Here is an 18,249-nt window from a genome sequence, read left to right on the forward strand (position 1 = left end):
CGCTTACCAGTTACGTTGGGTGGGTTTACGGCGGTGTGAGGAGGAAATGGATTCATTCAGTTCCTCGTCGGACAATGGTACCGGATTCTTCCGGGAGGATTCCAGCCACTTGTCAAGTTCGTCCCGGTAAAGGCAATAGCGCTTGCCGGGTTTAGTGGCAGGAATACTTCCATCCGAGAGCTTCATGTAGAGCGTTCCTTTGGGTATTCCCAGGTACTCTGCCGCTTCATCTACCGACATGGGGACATGGGTGTCCACCGCCTTGGCATGGTTCACACTGTGCTGCTCGGTGAGCAGGCTTTTCAGGCTCATGACTTCGTCCAGAAGCCGAGCCACAACCTCTGGGAGGTCGTTGAAAGTCAGATTGGTTCTTTCCATATTGCGATTCGTCTCTTTTGTAAGACTTGCCGCAAAGGACTGCAATGATAGGGTCGTGAATACCTCCACGAAAAAATAATTCCCAAATAACGATGCCCAACCGTGAACGATGGGTAATGTTATTCGGGAAATGCTATTAAACAGGCTGTTAAGTAGTGTCGGCTACTTGTCGTTATTGCTCAAAGACGGGATGATTCTTACTCTTTTCGCAAGTAACCATTCGGATAATGGAAATCCGGTTTACCGTCTTCGGGTTCGTCAATGGGAATCGGGGACTTTAACGGGTCAACCTTGAAGTTCTTGATGGTCGCTATATCCGTTTCGGAAAACTCGCGTGGGAAAAGCTCTTTGACGAAACGGGCACGGTTATCCCCATTATAATATCTCTTGTACATGCAACGCTCCGCTATGTTCCATATGAAATGACGGAGCGGAATATTGGAGATGTCCTGTGTCAGCCGCCTTTTTATCGGCTTCGGCTTGTAGTTGTTCTTGTTCATCCAGTTGCTCACCTCATTGCAGACATGGTTCACTGTCTCCTCGTCTGCGATACGGGGCATGTAGAAATGTATATACTCCACTACCATGCGGATGCGTCTCTCATTTTCCTTGTCCTGCTCATCTTTATAACTTGAACGGATTTCTTCGTGACGCTTCGGGTCGATATTCAGCTCTATGGGGTGTGCATCGGAGCTTGCCCCTTCCGCTATCTGCGTTACTGGTTCTATTGTATTCTGCGGTTCTTCTTCCTGCAAGGCTACGGTTTCCGTAGTAATCTCTTTCATCTCCTTTTTGCCGAACTTGATTCTGTAGATTTCGTATGTATCGAAGATAACTGTCTGAAAAGAGAGATACAGCAGCCATCCGAGAAGGTTACTGCACACGAAGACTATCAGCCTTACAAAATTGTCCTGGTTGAAACTTGCTGCGATGATTATCGTGATAAAAAAAGAAATCATACAGATGGCTACGAAGATGAAGCCTAAAATGATATATTTGTCTTTGATGGACGGTTCCATATTCATGTCTTTGTTTCTGGTTATTACTCGATTCTGTTCTCCTTCCTTGCAAAAATAATAGTATTCTTCCGAATATTTTCCATTCCTTGCGGCTGGAGGGCTTTTTTTCATCGTTTTTCACCAAAAATCCTAAATCATATCCGGTTTTCATATTCCAGAGTTAGTATTAGCGGAATACTGGAAAAATGGAGGGTACGGTTGTCGTCTTTACGCTTGACCGTACCCTCCATCAATGAACCGGAGACTGTTTAATATGCCTTAAACCTCCTTGCGTTTCAAGGTTATCTTGTCAACAACTTCACACATCTGCTGCGCAGCCATCTTGGAATAAATCTGTGTGGTAGTTATGTTCTTATGTCCCAGACAGGCTTGGATAACAGTCATGTCCGTACCCATTTCCACATGCAGACTTCCAAATGAATGTCGGGTGCAGTGGAAGGTTATCTTCTTGGTTATGCCTGCCGCAAGGAGCCACCGTTTCAACGGTCCTTGCAGCATTTTGTCCTTGAATCCGTCAAAGATAAGTCCGTCATGCCGCTCTCCAAGCAGCCTGTAGGCTTCGTCGCTGATGGGGTTGTGTACAATCTGCTTTGTTTTCTGCATACGGGTGGTAACGAACATCTTGCCGTTGGTGTACGGCTGTATCTGCTGCCAGGTAAGTTGTTTGATGTCGCTTTTCCTCAGTCCGGTCAGGCAGCCGAAAAGGAACGCCCTTTTCAAAACTTCCTCTTCACAGGGAGTTTCGGCAAGCCGTATCAGTTCCTCCTGACTCAAATGCTCTCTCATGGTTGGGATGCTCTCTATGCGGTCTAAGAATCCGTTTGGGTTCTCCTTAATCTTCCTGTCACGGTAAGCGGTATGGAGAACGGCACGGAAAGCAGACCAGTAACCCGCAGCAGAATTGACATGCAACTTCTGTCCGGTATGAACGGATTGTGGGGCATCAAGCAGATACTCCATGAACTTGCGACACAAGTCCACATCCACTTCTTCGAAGGTGCATTTGCCGTTCACGAAACGTTCGAAGTGTTTATATACATGCTGCCACTTGGTGTTTTTCCTGTCTGCCAGTTCTTTGAAGTAGGCGAGGAAATTGCCTTTCATTTTAGCTTTGTCAAAGAAGCCGTTGTTCTCGTTGAAGATAGCTTCATAACGTCGGTTGCGCAGTATTTCCGCCTTTTTCATCATGCGTGTATTGAAATCACGCTCCTGCTGGTTGGCGGGTCTGGCGAAGATGTAAATCCCAAGGGCTTCACGGGTAATCACCTTCATGGTGGTATTGTCACGATAGCCGGGATAATAGTCCAGACATAGTGAATACTGTGTTCCGTTCTTAATCTTGCGCTTGCGCAAGGTAACTGTCTTACATTTACTCATATGGGTGATGGTTTTAATAGGTTGTACATTTTCGGGAATGTCCCGTGTTTTCAGTGCAAAGGAATAACGTGAAACAATCGTGAGTATTCTCACGACAATCATTTTGAAATAATTATCCGATGATACGGAGTGTTCACGGTTGGTTGTTCCTCTCTGCCATGACACGTTCTACATCAGAACGCAGGAGCAGGTTCTTCACACCCACCTTTATCTTTTCAATGTGCTTTGTTTTGACGATGTGGCAGATGTTGGCGGATGAAAGCCCGTAAATTTGCTGAACCTGCTCTACCGTACAATAGCGTTCATCGTTCACAAGGTCGGTTCTACGGAGTTCGTCCAAATGAGATTTGGAATAATAGGTACGTCCGTATTCTCTTTTGGTGGGTATCTTGTGGCGGTAAACGTATGCCCGGAGTGCAGAGGGCTTCATTCCAAACAGGTTTTCCGCTTCCTCCGTCAGGAGCCAGTCTGTTATCCTGCTTATATCGACAGACACACCAAAGAAGTCGTCAATATGCTTCTTGCTGTAATAGTTCTTCCCAGCTATGCGACAAATGGGGATATGGTTACGCTTTGCAGAAGTGTACAGCCATGACCGCTTTACCTTAAAAAGGGACATCACTTCCTCGCCAGAATAGAAGTCAAGCACTTCATCAGCCTTATGTTCCCTCTTTTCTTTTTTGGCAAGCAAGAAAGATGAAGTGGATTGTTTCGGTCTGGAGGTGCTGCCCGGGAGAATACGGTGATAGGGATTGCCTTCCAACATTCGCTCAATGTCAGCCTTACGGATGAATGACATGCGATTGCTGAGGCGTGAGGCTTTCAACTTACCGGTGGCTACCAGTTTGTAAATGTATTGCCGGGAACAGCCCATGAGGATGGCTGCTTTGGAAAAGGTGAGATACTCCTGGTGCTGTATCTCCATAATAGGACTGGCAATTTTGAAGAGGTTGTTCTTCTGCGCTGTTCTGGCTCGCTTGGCTTCCGTCTGGCAGGTCTCGCTGCAATACCTTTGCATCCCGCTCCGAGTTGCAAACGGCTTGCCACAAAAAATGCATTTTTTCGTTGTTTTCATACTGCTCTATCGTTTACTTGTTAGCTTCTTTATTGATATATTCATGAAGTGGTAAACGGATGTAAACGGAAGTCAACCGTTGTCGCATTTCTACACGATATGACTGTTGCTACATATCGGGGAGGAAATTGTCACTCATTGTAAATGGTTGTAAACCCTTGACAACTCACTGTACGGTATAACAAAAAATAAGCTCCGCAAATTCTCCACGTCAGAAATATGGCTCAAAAATAAGTGGAAATTTGGGAAGCATCAAAAAGCAGTCGAAAACTGTTAATTTTTAGAATATATTGAATATTAAAGATTTATGCTTAGATGTTTCTGGTTATTTTGGGTTATTATGAGGTTCTAAATACACTGTCGATTTATCACAATTGACAAAAGAACGCCCTTTAGGGGTAACGGGTATATTGCGCTGCCAAAACAGCGCGGATTTCCTAGACGCTTGCATAGAGTCTTGTATTGAAGGATTAGATGAGCTGATTGCGGTATATCACAATTGTACAGATGAGACAGCTAATATACTTAAAAGAAAACAGAGCAAATACCCCAACAAGATCAAAATCTTTGAATACCAACCCTATATCTATCCTATAGATTTAACGGATGAACAATTCCAAGAGACCATGAATCTGCCGAAGGATTCGATTCATCTCCTTTCCGGATACACGAATTATGCGATTTCAAAAGTAACATATCGCTATGCGATCAAGATAGATTCAGACCAGCTATTTTTTTCCGAATCATTCAAAAAATATTGTGATGCCTACCGCACCGAGCAAAAAGTCCGGATCAACCCTTTGGAACAACTAGCTTATAAGCTATATATATCTTACCTGCATAATTCTAAAAAGGGCAAAAGTCCAAAAAGAAAATGGCAAGACTGGTTAGCGATAAAGATGGCTCCTTTCTATTTCTCCTATTTGAAAAAAAGAATCAAACAAGATAAAATATTGGTATCCCTCTCTGGTATCAATGTGTTACAAAAAAACGGAGAATGGCTTACTTTTTTAGGAGACGAAAAGATAGACACAACCTACCGGGACATTCTATGCCCATTCAACGGAGTGCGAGATCTTTTCTTTTTCGAGGTCTCTGAAGAAATGACCTACCAAGCTTGTTATTTGCCAAAAGCTCCCGGCTACAATCAAGTTCTGGAAGTAATGTTTCATAATAAAAAGCTATTTGATGGTGGTCTGATATGGTTTCATTTACGTCCATGTCTTCAAAAGCACACTGAAACTTATCAATATTGGTATGAAAAAGCGGAGGATCGGTTCATTTCTCTAGAGAAATTCAAGAAATGTAATTATTCAAAGCTGAAAAGAAGAAAAAATTTATTCATATGTTCACGCTTTGAACCCATGTTTTCTTATTTCTATTCTGCGCAACGTCATTCAATTCCTTGGCGCACATTGGTAAATTGGAGGCAAGAGAAGTTTCAGGGAAAGGTGAGTCCACTCGATTTGGAAAAATACAAAATTGAATTTGATACAATCATACAAGAATATATAAGAAAAGCTATTCAAGAATATGAGGCTAGGGATACCCTAAGACTCATGCTTGGCAACCATTCCATAAAAAACGCATTGTTCGTATATATATTGTCTTTCATTTCGAAAGAACAAATGGATTATACACGTTCTCGTATCGCTGGAAAATCCATCGAGGAGTCTATTCGCAATATCTCTAATTTCTTGAATCATTTTGAGTGGATAGAAAAGAAAAGGAATACCACAAATAACTTTAATATAGACAGCCATCCTTGGACAAGGCTTTTATCTCCATATAAAAGATGTTGTTTGGTTTACCTAACAGACGAGGAAGAACTGGCTCATGTATCGACTTTTTTACAAGGAAAAGAGATTCCTATTCTATTATTATCCGAATATGAGATTCCGGATGACACAGAACTATCAGAGACAGTTACAGCTGTACAAGTTGAATTTTCCGAACAAAAGGTATTTGAGAATGATAGTATCGAACAAAATTTCCCTAGACTCTTCTCATACGCAAATACGTTTGAGACGATTTTACGAATCTTAAGCCCAAGTAAGGTTGTTTGTTTGGCATCAAGCAAAACTTATCAAAAAGAATTATTACTAGGCTTTGCAAAGGATTCAAATATAAAAATTGAGTTTTGGTAAGATGAAAACAGAAAAAACAAATAATATGGATATACTGAAAGTGAAAGACAATATGATCATTTATTCCTATAGGAATAGTCTAAAAACTTCTTTACATAGTGATTTGGTTGCACTTGTGTACAATAAACCCAACATTTGGCTGATATTTAAAGATGAAGAGGTTTTAGTTCATGTAAGTATGCTCCAAATAGAATCCGTGTTGCAAAATAATTTTACAAGAATAAATCGGCAAGTCATTGTCAATATGAACCATGTATCTGAATTTATATTCAAAGATGGTTCGTATTGGATTCATTTGAAAAGAGGTTTGGAGTATAAAATTAGCGAACGTAGAAAAAAAGCAGTCCGAGAGGCTTTCCTTTTGTATGCTAATCCGAATAAGGTTTAATAAAGCGCACGTTCAGTAGCGAAAAATACGCATTTAGTAATAATGGCTTAAGTTAGTTTGACGGTATAAAAAAAAGTGGCTAACATTGGTATGTGAATTTTAAATAGTAAATATTATGAAAAAAGTTGGTAAAATCAAGTTGAATCAATTCGGTCAAGAAGAATTGGATCGACGTAAGCTAAATGCCTTAAAAGGCGGGTGTGGATGCACCAGTGGTGGTTGTGGTTGTGGAGGAAGTTCTGACTGGAGTTACTACAACAATTTTGGAGGTAGTAATACATCTTATCACTATTAATCGTTTTTTTATTCTAAAGCCAGAATTCTTTTCTGTCATGAATATGAATTTTGGTTATAAAAAATGCAACCAATAGATATTATATTGGTTGCATTTTACAATAACTAATTAGGTCTAATATGATACAATCATTTTTTTATACATCAGAGAATAAAAATCTATACATATACGATGATCAGAGCAGATTGTCTATGTTGGCACATCCGGAATTAAAGAAAACATCTGAAAAATTGACGGATGTTAATTCGTATTATGTAAAAAAATATGCCTATTTGAAAGCGCATGGATTCTTTACAAAGTCAAAACCAACCGAATTTGCGGTATTGGAAGAATCAATAGTTGAAGACAATATAAAGAATATCAAGCAAGTCGTATTTGAAGTGACTGATTCTTGTAACCTAAGTTGTACGTATTGTGCGTTTGGGGAATTGTATGATGGATATGATGAAAGAATCAGTAAGAAAATAGATACTCATAAGGCCATTCATTTATTGAAATTTATTTTTAACCATAAGCCTAAAAAGAAAAATGATAAATTGTCCATTAGTTTTTATGGCGGCGAGCCACTCTTGAATATGACGTTTATCGAACAAATTGTAGAACTTTCTAAAGAATTGAATCTTACCAAGCAATTTGATCTTGAATATACTATGACAACTAACACTACGTTGCTTCATAAGTATATGGATTTTTTAGTTGCCAATAATTTCCGTTTGTTAATCAGTTTGGATGGTAATGAGAAATGCCATAGCTATCGAACATTTAAAAAAGACAACGAAAATTCCTTTCAAAAAGTAATTGAAAATTTGGATCGACTTCAAAAAGACTATCCAGACTATTTTCTAAAAAATATATCGTTTAATGCTGTTCTACATGACAGAAATACAATAAAGGAAATTTATGAATTTATTTATACACGATATAATAAAATACCAAGAGTATCAGAATTAAACACAAGGCATATTAGGCCGTGTAATAAAGATAGATTTAACAGTATGTATCACAGTGTGGCAGACAGCGATTCCGAATTCCGTAAGGTGAATTCTGAGTTGGCTCGTTTAACACACAAAAATTCGCTGTCATACATAGAGTTAACAAATTATCTGAAATATATTTCGATAAATTATTACATATCCAATATAAGAGAATTATTGTATAGTATTGAAAAGCAGTTGCCTACAAGTACTTGTACGCCATTCTCAAAAAAGGTTTTATTGACCAATCGAAACAAGCTGTTGCCTTGTGAAAGAATAGACTATCGGTATTCGATGGGAAAAGTGGATGAAGATATAGAATTCAATATACCAGAAATTACGCAGCAATACAATTTTTATTATAAACATATCCAAAAGTTTTGCCAAACCTGTTATGCTTATAAGTATTGTGGTTCTTGTCTGTTTCATATTGAAAATATAGATAAAGCAAATGAAGAGGGGTTTGTTTGTCAATACCATCAAAATCAGAAGGATTTTGAGAATAGTTTGAGAAATATTTTCACTTTCCTTGAAAAGTATCCGCAAGATTATGCTGAAATAGTAAAAAATGTAGTAATAGAATAAAGATTATGAAGAACGTATCCGATTATTGGTTTACTATTGAACCTTATGTGTTTGTTGATATAAAAAGTAAACATATTTTATTATATAATACACTTGATGGAGTTACAATCGAGTCAACGAATGAGAAAATTGTAGAGCTATTGCAAGAAACTCTTCAAGAAAAAAATTGCGGTGTCGCTTTATTGACTCACGAACGATATCGGCAGGAAGAGATTTGTTGTTTTGTTGATGAACTTCGTGAAAAATTCATGGGAGATGTAATAAATGTTTCTTTATCGGATGGCAAACCGGTTCAGATATTGCCCTTTTACAATTATTCAAAGGAACAGGAACTATACAAAAAAAATAATTTTTCTTCGTATAAAAATATACTGGAAAAACTATTTGAAATATCTTTACATATAGATGCGACAACTAATATAACAAAGTTAATTCATTTCTTGATAACGCTTCCGAAAAATCTGACATTTAATATTGTTGGTAATATGGAGGAGGTTCCCAATTATGGTGAATTATTTTCTTATCTGGATCACTGTTCTTCACCAAAAAATCTTTTGTGTTCCTACAAAAATATAATTGCTCTTCAACCGATTTTTGCGCATAATTTTTCATACCAGATTTCTGTTAGTTTTCCGATAGATGTGGAACGGTGGAATCACGCAATGAAAGTCTTGCTTAGTCAAGCTTTGCCGGTGGAATTTGTGTTTGAGGTATCATCCGAAGAGGATGTTCAGCAGTCGGAGCGACTCATTGAACAATATCAGATAGATAAATACAGATTAAAGCCCAATTATACCGGAAATAATATTCGCTTTTTTGAAAACGAAGTTTTTCTTTCGAAAGAGGATATTTTATCCTCTCCTATGACCATGAAAGATTTTTTCGCTCGCCAGGCCATGAATTTGTATGACTTTGGAAAAATCACCATTCTGCCTAATGGGGATGTGTATGCCAATCTTAACCACCCTTCGTTGGGAAATATCCATGTCAACAATATCCAAGAAATCTTACACAAAGAAGTTGAAGAGGGCAAATCGTGGTTTCGTGTTCGTAATCAAGCCCCCTGCACGGATTGTGTTTATCAATGGATTTGCCCGTCTCCATCCAATTATGAGATAGCTATTGGACGTTCCAATCTTTGTCATGTAAAAGAATAACAGAGTAAACAAAATAATATGCAAATGAAAACATTCAGTTTTATAGGAATAACCACCCTGTTTGCAATGACAGGGTGCAGAGGCGGTCATTCTTCGACCGATGAGTTTATAACCGTGGATGTAGATGAAGGTTATTCAACTAAAAAAGAACTGGTCCTGCAAGACTTCATGGATGTGGAATACATTCCTCTGGAAACAAACGATGAGTTTATTAATCAGGGATATGTACAAGCGGTTGGTGAAAAATACATAATAGTGGCAAATTATAATAATGATGGGAATATATTCGTATATGACCGGAGCGGAAAGGCCATCCGTAAGATAAACCGTAAAGGACAAGGAGGGGAAGAATATATAAATTTTAGATGTGTTACGTTGGACGAAGAAAACAATGAAATATTTATAAATGATCACTATAAGAAAAGAATAAAGGTTTATGATTTAGAGGGAAATTTTAAACGCAGTTTGAAGCAGAAAACAGAAGGTGACTCTCAGTTCTATTGGGAAATATTCAATTATGACAAAGAAAATCTGATTTGTTACGATGAAATCAATGCTGAGATACCCTTCCTGCTCGTATCGAAGCAGGACGGGAGCATAACCAAGGAAATAAGACCTTCCTTTAAAGAGAAGAAGTACTTTTTTCAAGTCTTACGGATGGAAAATAGTACAAGAGCTGCCGGACCGGGATCTTACAGCAGAATCACTCCGTTTAATGGTAATTGGATGCTATTAGAACCCTCATCAGATACGATCTACACATTGATGCCCGATTGCAGTTTACGTCCGTTTATCGCACGAACGCCACCTATCCATACCATGGATCCGGAAGTGTTCTTGATTCCGAGGTTGATATCCAATCGCTATTATTTCATGGAAGGTATAAAAAACGTATATGATTTCAGGAAAGAAGAAGGATTCCCTAAAACCTACTTTGTGTATGATACCCAAGAAAAGGAGTTTTCTAGGTATATTATATACAATGGAGATTATACTTCTAAAAATGAATTCTATATGGTTATGCTGACCCCTATCAATGCCCAAGGTGAATCATGGGCTACCCTGAACGCTTTCGATCTTTGCCGGGACTATCAAAAGGGAAAGTTGAAAGGCAAACTAAAAGAAGTGGCCGCGACATTGGAAGAGGATGACAATCGGGTGGTAATGTTGGTGAAATCTAAAAAGTAAAAAAATATCGCAATGTCGGAAAACAATACTATTCAAATAAAAAAGGATCTGCAACAAATTACCGATATGCTCTTGCTTAACGGTACATTAACCGAATGTCCTGGGTTGGTACATGGTAAGATGGGAATCGCTATTTTCTTTTTTCATTATGCACAATATACAAATAATATGTTGTTTGCTGATTATGCTATGGACTTGATTGATCAAATATTGAATCAATTACATGTCAACAGTCCAGCAAATTATAAAAAAGGGATAGCTGGTATCGGTGTCGGATTCGATTATATGATCCGAAATAATTTTCTGGACATTGAAGATGATATTTGTGAGGATTTTGATGGAAGAATGTATCGGGCTGTGAAATATGATCCCTGGCAGGATTTCAGCCAATACAACGGATTAACTGGCTATGGGCGGTATTGGATGACACGTCTGAATTTCCCTACGCCCGCAATGCAGGCACGTGAATGTCTAACATCTATTGTTAAATTGATCGAAGAACATTTACCGGATATATCCGCAGAAGAGCAAATTGATGTGTATTGCTTTTTATATGATTTGCAAGAAATATCCGGTTCTGATCGTTACACTGGGCTTTTGGAACAATGTCGGAGGATATGGGGAGTACAATCACCGGATTTAATCCAAGCTATTCCACGATTAAAGGAGTCAGTCGTTGGTAATATTGCGCGCGTTTATCTACATCATCGTTATTTGCACGAACCGATACACGACAACGTTGATATTACTTTGAAACAAATTCCGGATTTGGAAATGGGAAAAGCTCCCGTTGCTACAGGACTTCTTAATGGATATGCAGGTGAGGGCATGATACGGTTGGCCGCATTGGATCGAGCAAATATATCATGGGTGAATCTATTGTAACTCGCATTGAATATGAATTTATATATTTTCAATCAAACCCGGCGTGGAGCGGTATTTGGCGTAGGCACTTATATCCATGAATTGGTTACCGCCTTGAAAGGCCGTGATATAAATATTTGTGTCGTAAATCTAATATCCGAAAAGCCTCAAATACAAACAGAATGGATAGATGGAATTCAATATTGGCACTTCCCTTTAGCCATATCGGATCAACGAACGACAAACGACCAAGAACAATGGGATTTGTATTATCGGAATGTCGTTTATTTGCTTCGACTACATATCAAAGACAAAGATAACTTGATATTTCATCTGAATTTTTTTGAAAGCGGGAAATTGGCAGAAGAACTGAAAAATGCGTTTGATTGCCAACTTGTAGCAGTCTCTCACTTTTTCGATTGGGGCTTTACCATTTATGACAATCCCGAACGGTTATCCCGTATTTTGAAACAAAAGCATCCGGATGCGTTGGAGAAAAGGCTGCAAACGATGTTTGAGGTGGAAAGAACCTATTATTCGACAGTAGACCACATCATTTGCATGACACGCTATATGAAAGATATTTTGTGTAAGAATTATGGCATTGATATCGCTAAAATATCTGTAGTTCCGAATGGCTTACAGGATATGTCCGATAGGTTAGACTGCATAGCTCTTCGTAAGAAATGGAATTTATCGGCAGAAGAAAAAATAATACTTTTTGCCGGTCGCTTTGATGAAATCAAGGGAATACTTTTTTTGATCAAAGCCTTTCGAAACGTCTTAAAAATTTATTCGAATTGCCGTCTCATAATGGCTGGTAGCGGTAATTATGATATATGCTTCCAAGAGGCTAAAGATATTTGCACGAAAATAACATTTACCGGATTATTGAATAAAAAAGACCTGAATGAAATCTATCAAATAGCAGACATTGGGATTGTACCATCCTTATTCGAACCATTCGGCTATGTGGCTATTGAAATGATGATGCACGAATTGCCTGTGGTAGCCACAACTACATCGGGATTAAATGAGGTGGTTAATAATGCTTGTGGGTTAAAAATACCTCTTACCATACTATCTGAAAGTGTGGAAATAGACGTTATGTTATTGTCGGAAAAGATTATATACTTGTTGCAACACCCAATCGAAGCCAAACTAATGGGACAAAACGGACGGAAAAGGTATCTTGACAATTATGCTTCGGAAATATTCCGTATCAATATGGTAAAAACATATAATTCTTTATTTCAATAATGAACCTATATATTTTTCACACATCGAGCGAAGCAGCGGTATATGGGATTGGCACCTATATTCGCGAACTAACCACCGCACTTCGTCATAGCAAGATTAAGGTATGCGTGGTAAATTTAAGGGCGCACGTACCTCAAATGCAAATGGAGGAGACAAGCGATGGCATAAAGCGATGGTATTTTCCGGAGCCTATAGAACAAATGGCGACTGATCTCCTAAATGATTTGTATTATAAAAATATTGTATACCTGCTACAATTATACATTGAGGATAAAAGCAATCTGATATTTCATTTGAATGCCAACCATAGCAGTAAATTTGCAAAAGAATTAAAAAAGGCGTTTGATTGCAAGATTGTATTGACTATACATTATTTCGATTGGTGTTTCAAACTGTTAGGCAATTTGACTCATTTTAGGCAATTATGTAAAACGCAGGAAACGGTTCAGAACCGTGAGGATATAGAATATTTGAAAGAGGAGTTCCAAAAAGAAAAGGAAACTTTTGACGTAGTGGATCATATTATTTGTCTTTCGAAAAAGACAATGTCTGTATTGCAAGATGATTACAAAATAAAGCCGGATAAAATCACAGTCGTATATAATGGGCTTACCGATAGTAAAATCAGTGTTGAAAAATCAGCGTTAAGGAAAAAATATGGTATATCCGATGCTCCAATTTTTCTATTTGCCGGAAGATTAGACTATATAAAAGGATTAAAATATGCTTTAAGGGCATTCAAAATAGTATTAAAGACGCATCCGGAATGTCGTTTCATCATTGCCGGAAATGGAGAGTTCGATGTCCACTTGATCGAATGTGATGATATTTATATGAATGTCATCTGGACAGGGTTGATAAACAAAGAGAAACTTTACGAACTATATACAATAGCTGATATGGGGATTATGCCATCGTTTCACGAACAATGTAGTTACGTTGCCATAGAAATGATGATGCATGGATTACCAATCATAGGTAGTACTTCTACCGGTTTATATGAAATGATAGAGAATAATATTACCGGCTTACACATTCCTGTGATGGAATATGCAGATAAAACAGAAATTGATAGTTCACTATTGGCTGAAAAGATGTTATACCTACTCCAACATCCGATTGAAACCAAGCAAATGGGGCAAAACGGGCGTAGAAAGTATCTCAACAACTATTTTATAGATATATTTCGCAAGAATATGTTGAAAATGTATGAGTCATGTTGGAATCGTGATGAAGGTAAGATTAAAGTTTTGATCGTAACCGGCCAGAGCAATCATAATTGGGAAGTCAGCCACCTTGCGATCAAGCAGATTCTTGAGAACTCCGGACTTTTTACGGTCAATGTCGCCATATCGCCTAAAACAGGAAAGATCATGTCGAATTTCGACCCTGATTTTTCTTCCTATCAGTTGGTGATACTTGATTATAACGGTGACAGATGGCCAGAAAAAATGGAAAAATCTTTTTTAGAGTTTGTGAAAAATGGAGGTGGCGTGGTGGTTTACCATGCCGCAAACAATGCTTTCAAAGATTGGGAAGAATATAATCGGATCATCGGCTTTGGGGGCTGGGGTGGACGTGAAGAGACGGCTGGTCCCTATATCTATCGGCAAGCCGGTTACTTGAAGTATGATGATAAATCTTCCGGATGTGCCGGTTCACATGGTTGCCGGCATGAGTTTGTACTTCATTGTGGCAATCCGGAGCATCCAGTGACAAAAGGCCTTCCTGCTGCATGGTTGCATGCACAAGATGAATTGTATGACCGGATGCGTGGGACGGGTATTATCAAAGATGTCTTGTTTTGGGGATATTCCGATCCTACAACGAAAGGATCCGGACGAGATGAATTAGTAATGTTTACGGTCGATTACGGAAAAACACGTATCTTCCATACGACTTTGGGGCACGCCGGAAATTCGCTTGACGATAATATAGCCATGCAATGTGCCGGCTTTCAGGTTACATTGCTTCGCGGTGCCGAGTGGGCTGCTACCGGACAAGTGACACAACCAGTTCCGGATAATTTTCCAACCGAGACAACCATATCTTTACGTAAGAACTATAAGTAAAATATATAACATGCAGATCGCACCGAACTCTATTTTAGGTAAAAGCCACGGGCATACAGCTCCATCGGACAAACTGAATATAGCTGTCGTTGGTATTGGCGGTATGGGAATCACCAATATCCAGCATGTTTTTGAGACAGAAAACATCGTTGCTCTTTGTGATGTGGACTGGAAATATGCAAAGCCGGTCTTGGACTGTTTTCCGAGAGCTGGGAAATATAAAGATTTTCGCCGGATGTTTGATGAGATGGATAGGGATATCGAAGCGGTTATAGTGGCGACTCCCGATCATACGCATGCCATTATCGCTGCTACCGCTATGACATTGGGCAAACATGTGTATGTCCAGAAACCGTTGGCACATTCGATTTATGAGTCAAGATTGCTTTCCCGATTGGCTTCCGAATACAGGATTGCCACGCAGATGGGAAACCAGGGAGCTTCCGGCGAGGATGTCGATTGGGTATGTGAATGGATATGGAACGGTGAGATCGGTGAAGTGAAGAAAGTGGAAGTGGCGACCAATCGCCCAATGTGGCCGCAAGGATTGGAAACGCCAACCAAAGCGCACAAGATTCCGGCGACATTGGATTGGGATTTGTTTATCGGGCCAGCTCGAATGAGGCCGTTTAACAAGATATACCATCCTTGGAACTGGCGTGGTTGGTGGGATTTCGGAACCGGTGCTTTGGGAGACATGGGTTGCCATGTTTTGCATCCCGCTTTTAAAGCGCTTAAATTGGGGTATCCTGTATCTGTGGAGGCGGCATCCTCCCCTTTGTTCATCGATTGTGCCCCGCAGTCAGAATATGTGAAATTCGTGTATCCAGCACGAAAGAGGATGGCGAAAGTGGATTTTCCGGAAGTCGAGGTACATTGGTATGATGGTGGATTTATGCCCCAACGCCCGGAAGGGTTTCCACAGGAACGTCCGCTCATGGGGATAGCCGGTGGATTGACGATTTTCCATGGCACGAAAGATACGTTGATTTGTGGTTCTTATGGTCTTCAGCCATGGTTGTTATCTGGGCGTGTGCCAGATGTCCCCAAGACAATTCGCCGTGTAGACCGGGCGATGGATGGTGGTCATGAACAGGATTGGGTACGCGCCTGCAAGGAAAGTCCGGAGAACAGGGTGAAAACAAAGTCGGATTTTTCAGAAGCAGCAGTATTTAACGAAATGATCTTGATGGGAATATTGGCTGTCCGTCTGCAATCATTGAATAAAATATTGGAATGGGACAGGACGAACATGCAATTTACAAATATCAGCGACGATGAAAAAATCCGACAGATGATCGTAAATGGTTTTACAATCAAAGCGGGGCATCCTTCATTCAATGCAAAAATGTCAGATCCGGTTCATGCGAAAGAATTTGCTGCCGAATTGATCAAACATACTTATCGTGCAGGTTGGAATCTGTCGGAAATGTCATAATTTGCATAAAATGGTTTATTTAAAATCTATCCAAGCACAGGTTTCTGTAATTATGTTTCAATATTATTACTGTCCGCTAAAACTTAACAGTTTGAAAAAGTAAGCCACCGATAGAGCGTAAGATATTGTTAATCCGATTCAGTACCTTTGCCTCCACACTTAAAAAAGTAAGATTATGGAAAGTAAAGATTATTTCGAGAAGGTTATGCAGGGTAAGCATCAACAGAAGTACACTTGTAGATTTGTATTATAACAACATGGGGCAGCTGGTATCTGGAGTCCGAAAAGGATGATCTGGGAATCAACGACCCGGAAATAAACGAACTATTTGACCTTTTGATAAGTGACCCACAAGATAGCGAGGAGAAACAACATCCATTGCTAAGCCTGTGCCGAAATTATGTAAATAACGGATAGAATTCCATTCATCGCTATAAGTTTTGAACAAAAAGAAGGGATCACGAGAAAAAATAACCTATTTTTGTGACTAGGCATAATTGAGCGAACGTATCGCCCTAAGTGTTTAACCTTAAATCGTAAGAATAATGAAATGGATAATCACAATTTCAGCGATCCTCCTCTTTGCGTTAGCGGGATGTGGAAAAGATAAACAATCAACAAATGAACTCATCACAGTTGATGTTATAAAGAATTATCCTGAAAAGGAATTGACACTACAGGATTTCATGGATGTGGAATACATCCCGTTGGAAACAAATGATGAGTTTGTTACCCAAGGCAAAGTAATGGCCATTGGTGCAGAAGTTATATTAATAACCAACTGGGCCAACGACGGGAATTTGTTTGTTTTTGACAGAAAAACCGGCAAAGCCTTGAAGAAGATAAACAGGAAAGGGCAAGGTGGCGAGGAATATATAGGTATTACGGAGATTGTTCTGGATGAAGCAAACAAGGAAATATTTGTCATAGCCTATACCGGAAGTAAAATCTCAGTATATGATCTAGACGGAAATTTTAAAAGGAGTTTCAAAGCCGCAGGTACGGAATCTCATGTAAATACATTTAATTACGACCGGGAAAATTTGATCTCTTATGTACCGGATAATAGTCTGGAAAACCCGTCAAACGCCATACCTCCATATTATTTAATCTTTTCCAAACAGGATGGAAGTATCACCCGGAAAATATCAATTCCTTTTGATGAAGTTAAAAGCCCGGTCGCAAGAGACGGGGAAAACTGGGAGAACTGGGCCGCTCCAGTTCCAACCGCCATGTATCAAATAGTTCCAGATCATACCAATTGGGTACTTATGGAGACATCATCCGATACCATATACCACTATTTGCCGGATGCTAATACGACAATCCCCCTTATCGTAAGAACCCCCTCCATACACTCCATGGATCCTCCTGAAGTATTTCTTATACCAACCGTTTTTACCGACCGTTATTATTTCATGAGCCTGTTGAAAGCGGAATTTAATTTTGAAACAGGGAGAGGGTTTCCAATTTCCGGTTTGATGTACGATAGACTGGAAAATTCTTTATTCATACCTAAAATATACAATGGTGATTATACCAGCAAAAGAGAAGTGGATATGACGTCGAGACCTTTAGATCCGGAATTCGTAATCGGACAGTCATTGCAAGCCCACGAACTTGCCGAGGCTTACGGGAGAGGACGATTGAAAGGCAAACTGAAAGAGATCGCAACTACATTGGATGAAGAGTCCAATCCGGTGATTATGCTGATAAAACATAAGAGATAAGAACTAAATCATGTCTATATCCTAATGTTTCAATTTATGCTAAGATCGTTTCCACATTATCAGCAATTGGATTCTATGGACTGTGGTCCTAGCTGCCTCCGTATGATCGCCAAGTTCTATGGCCGTGTGTACTCGATCCAGAACTTACGGGAGAAAGCCTTCATCACCCGGGAAGGAGTCTCCATGCTCGGTATCAGCGAGGCGGCGGAAGCGATCGGGTTCCGAACACAGGGCGTGCGGATCACGGTGGAGGAATTGGAAAAGGAATGTCCCCTACCCTGCATACTGCACTGGAACCAATG

The 18,249-nt window shown here is 39.5% G+C and carries 17 protein-coding genes; 12 read left to right on the forward strand and 5 right to left on the reverse strand.

What is annotated here, in order from left to right; all coding sequences use genetic code 11:
• Positions 1–3: 3 nt before the first annotated feature.
• From DWX33_RS09735 to DWX33_RS09750, 5 genes are all read right to left on the reverse strand, one after another.
• Positions 4–378 (reverse strand): helix-turn-helix domain-containing protein, encoded by a 375-nt coding sequence (locus DWX33_RS09735; protein WP_087395202.1) that lies wholly within the window; start codon positions 376–378, stop codon positions 4–6.
• A 197-nt stretch (positions 379–575) separates the two neighbouring features.
• On the reverse strand, positions 576–1,337 hold the full coding sequence (locus DWX33_RS09740; RefSeq protein WP_233570160.1) for a transposase: 762 nt from the start codon (positions 1,335–1,337) through the stop codon (positions 576–578).
• The gene (locus DWX33_RS22825) at positions 1,252–1,548 is read right to left on the reverse strand and encodes a hypothetical protein (protein WP_233570161.1); all 297 of its coding nucleotides are present in this window, start codon (positions 1,546–1,548) and stop codon (positions 1,252–1,254) included. The genes DWX33_RS09740 and DWX33_RS22825 overlap by 86 nt, the downstream gene beginning before the upstream one ends.
• A gap of 107 nt (positions 1,549–1,655) precedes the next feature.
• Positions 1,656–2,774, reverse strand: a complete 1,119-nt coding sequence (locus DWX33_RS09745; RefSeq protein ID WP_087395221.1) for a site-specific integrase — start codon at positions 2,772–2,774, stop codon at positions 1,656–1,658.
• Positions 2,775–2,907: 133 nt separating this feature from the next.
• Entirely contained in the window at positions 2,908–3,849 is a 942-nt protein-coding gene (locus tag DWX33_RS09750; protein ID WP_117892651.1) for a helix-turn-helix domain-containing protein, read from the reverse strand.
• 374 nt (positions 3,850–4,223) lie between these two features.
• Here DWX33_RS09750 and DWX33_RS09755 point away from each other — a divergent pair, with 374 nt between their 5' ends.
• The 12 genes from DWX33_RS09755 to DWX33_RS09815 form a co-directional block, all read left to right on the forward strand.
• A complete protein-coding gene (locus DWX33_RS09755) occupies positions 4,224–5,996 on the forward strand; it encodes a hypothetical protein (RefSeq protein WP_122380289.1) in 1,773 nt (590 codons plus the stop codon).
• 1 nt (position 5,997) lies between these two features.
• Complete coding sequence (locus DWX33_RS09760; protein ID WP_199713287.1) at positions 5,998–6,384, forward strand: LytTR family DNA-binding domain-containing protein; 387 nt, start codon at positions 5,998–6,000, stop codon at positions 6,382–6,384.
• A gap of 115 nt (positions 6,385–6,499) precedes the next feature.
• Positions 6,500–6,679 carry a TIGR04149 family rSAM-modified RiPP gene (locus tag DWX33_RS09765; RefSeq protein WP_080707583.1) on the forward strand — a complete coding sequence of 60 codons (180 nt, stop codon included), beginning with the start codon at positions 6,500–6,502 and terminating at the stop codon, positions 6,677–6,679.
• A 119-nt stretch (positions 6,680–6,798) separates the two neighbouring features.
• Positions 6,799–8,238, forward strand: coding sequence for a radical SAM peptide maturase (locus DWX33_RS09770; protein ID WP_050758722.1), 1,440 nt, complete (start codon positions 6,799–6,801; stop codon positions 8,236–8,238).
• A 5-nt stretch (positions 8,239–8,243) separates the two neighbouring features.
• Positions 8,244–9,395, forward strand: a complete 1,152-nt coding sequence (locus tag DWX33_RS09775) for a TIGR04150 pseudo-rSAM protein (RefSeq protein ID WP_008773248.1) — start codon at positions 8,244–8,246, stop codon at positions 9,393–9,395.
• Between the two features lie 24 nt (positions 9,396–9,419).
• Complete coding sequence (locus DWX33_RS09780; RefSeq protein WP_121962637.1) at positions 9,420–10,583, forward strand: 6-bladed beta-propeller; 1,164 nt, start codon at positions 9,420–9,422, stop codon at positions 10,581–10,583.
• A gap of 12 nt (positions 10,584–10,595) precedes the next feature.
• Positions 10,596–11,468: a lanthionine synthetase LanC family protein gene (locus DWX33_RS09785; RefSeq protein WP_050758721.1), complete on the forward strand. Its 873-nt coding sequence runs from the start codon at positions 10,596–10,598 to the stop codon at positions 11,466–11,468.
• Positions 11,469–11,480: 12 nt separating this feature from the next.
• The gene (locus DWX33_RS09790) at positions 11,481–12,707 is read left to right on the forward strand and encodes a TIGR04157 family glycosyltransferase (RefSeq protein ID WP_122380290.1); all 1,227 of its coding nucleotides are present in this window, start codon (positions 11,481–11,483) and stop codon (positions 12,705–12,707) included.
• A complete protein-coding gene (locus DWX33_RS09795) occupies positions 12,707–14,779 on the forward strand; it encodes a TIGR04157 family glycosyltransferase (RefSeq protein ID WP_122380291.1) in 2,073 nt (690 codons plus the stop codon). The genes DWX33_RS09790 and DWX33_RS09795 overlap by 1 nt, the downstream gene beginning before the upstream one ends.
• Before the next feature lie 10 nt (positions 14,780–14,789).
• On the forward strand, positions 14,790–16,217 hold the full coding sequence (locus DWX33_RS09800) for a Gfo/Idh/MocA family protein (protein WP_122380292.1): 1,428 nt from the start codon (positions 14,790–14,792) through the stop codon (positions 16,215–16,217).
• 545 nt (positions 16,218–16,762) lie between these two features.
• Positions 16,763–17,947: a 6-bladed beta-propeller gene (locus DWX33_RS09810; protein WP_122380293.1), complete on the forward strand. Its 1,185-nt coding sequence runs from the start codon at positions 16,763–16,765 to the stop codon at positions 17,945–17,947.
• Between the two features lie 36 nt (positions 17,948–17,983).
• On the forward strand, positions 17,984–18,249 hold a 266-nt coding region (locus tag DWX33_RS09815), incomplete at its 3' end, for a cysteine peptidase family C39 domain-containing protein (RefSeq protein WP_233570157.1).

This window comes from Parabacteroides sp. AF19-14 (genome assembly GCF_003635485.1).
GTDB lineage: Bacteria > Bacteroidota > Bacteroidia > Bacteroidales > Tannerellaceae > Parabacteroides > Parabacteroides distasonis.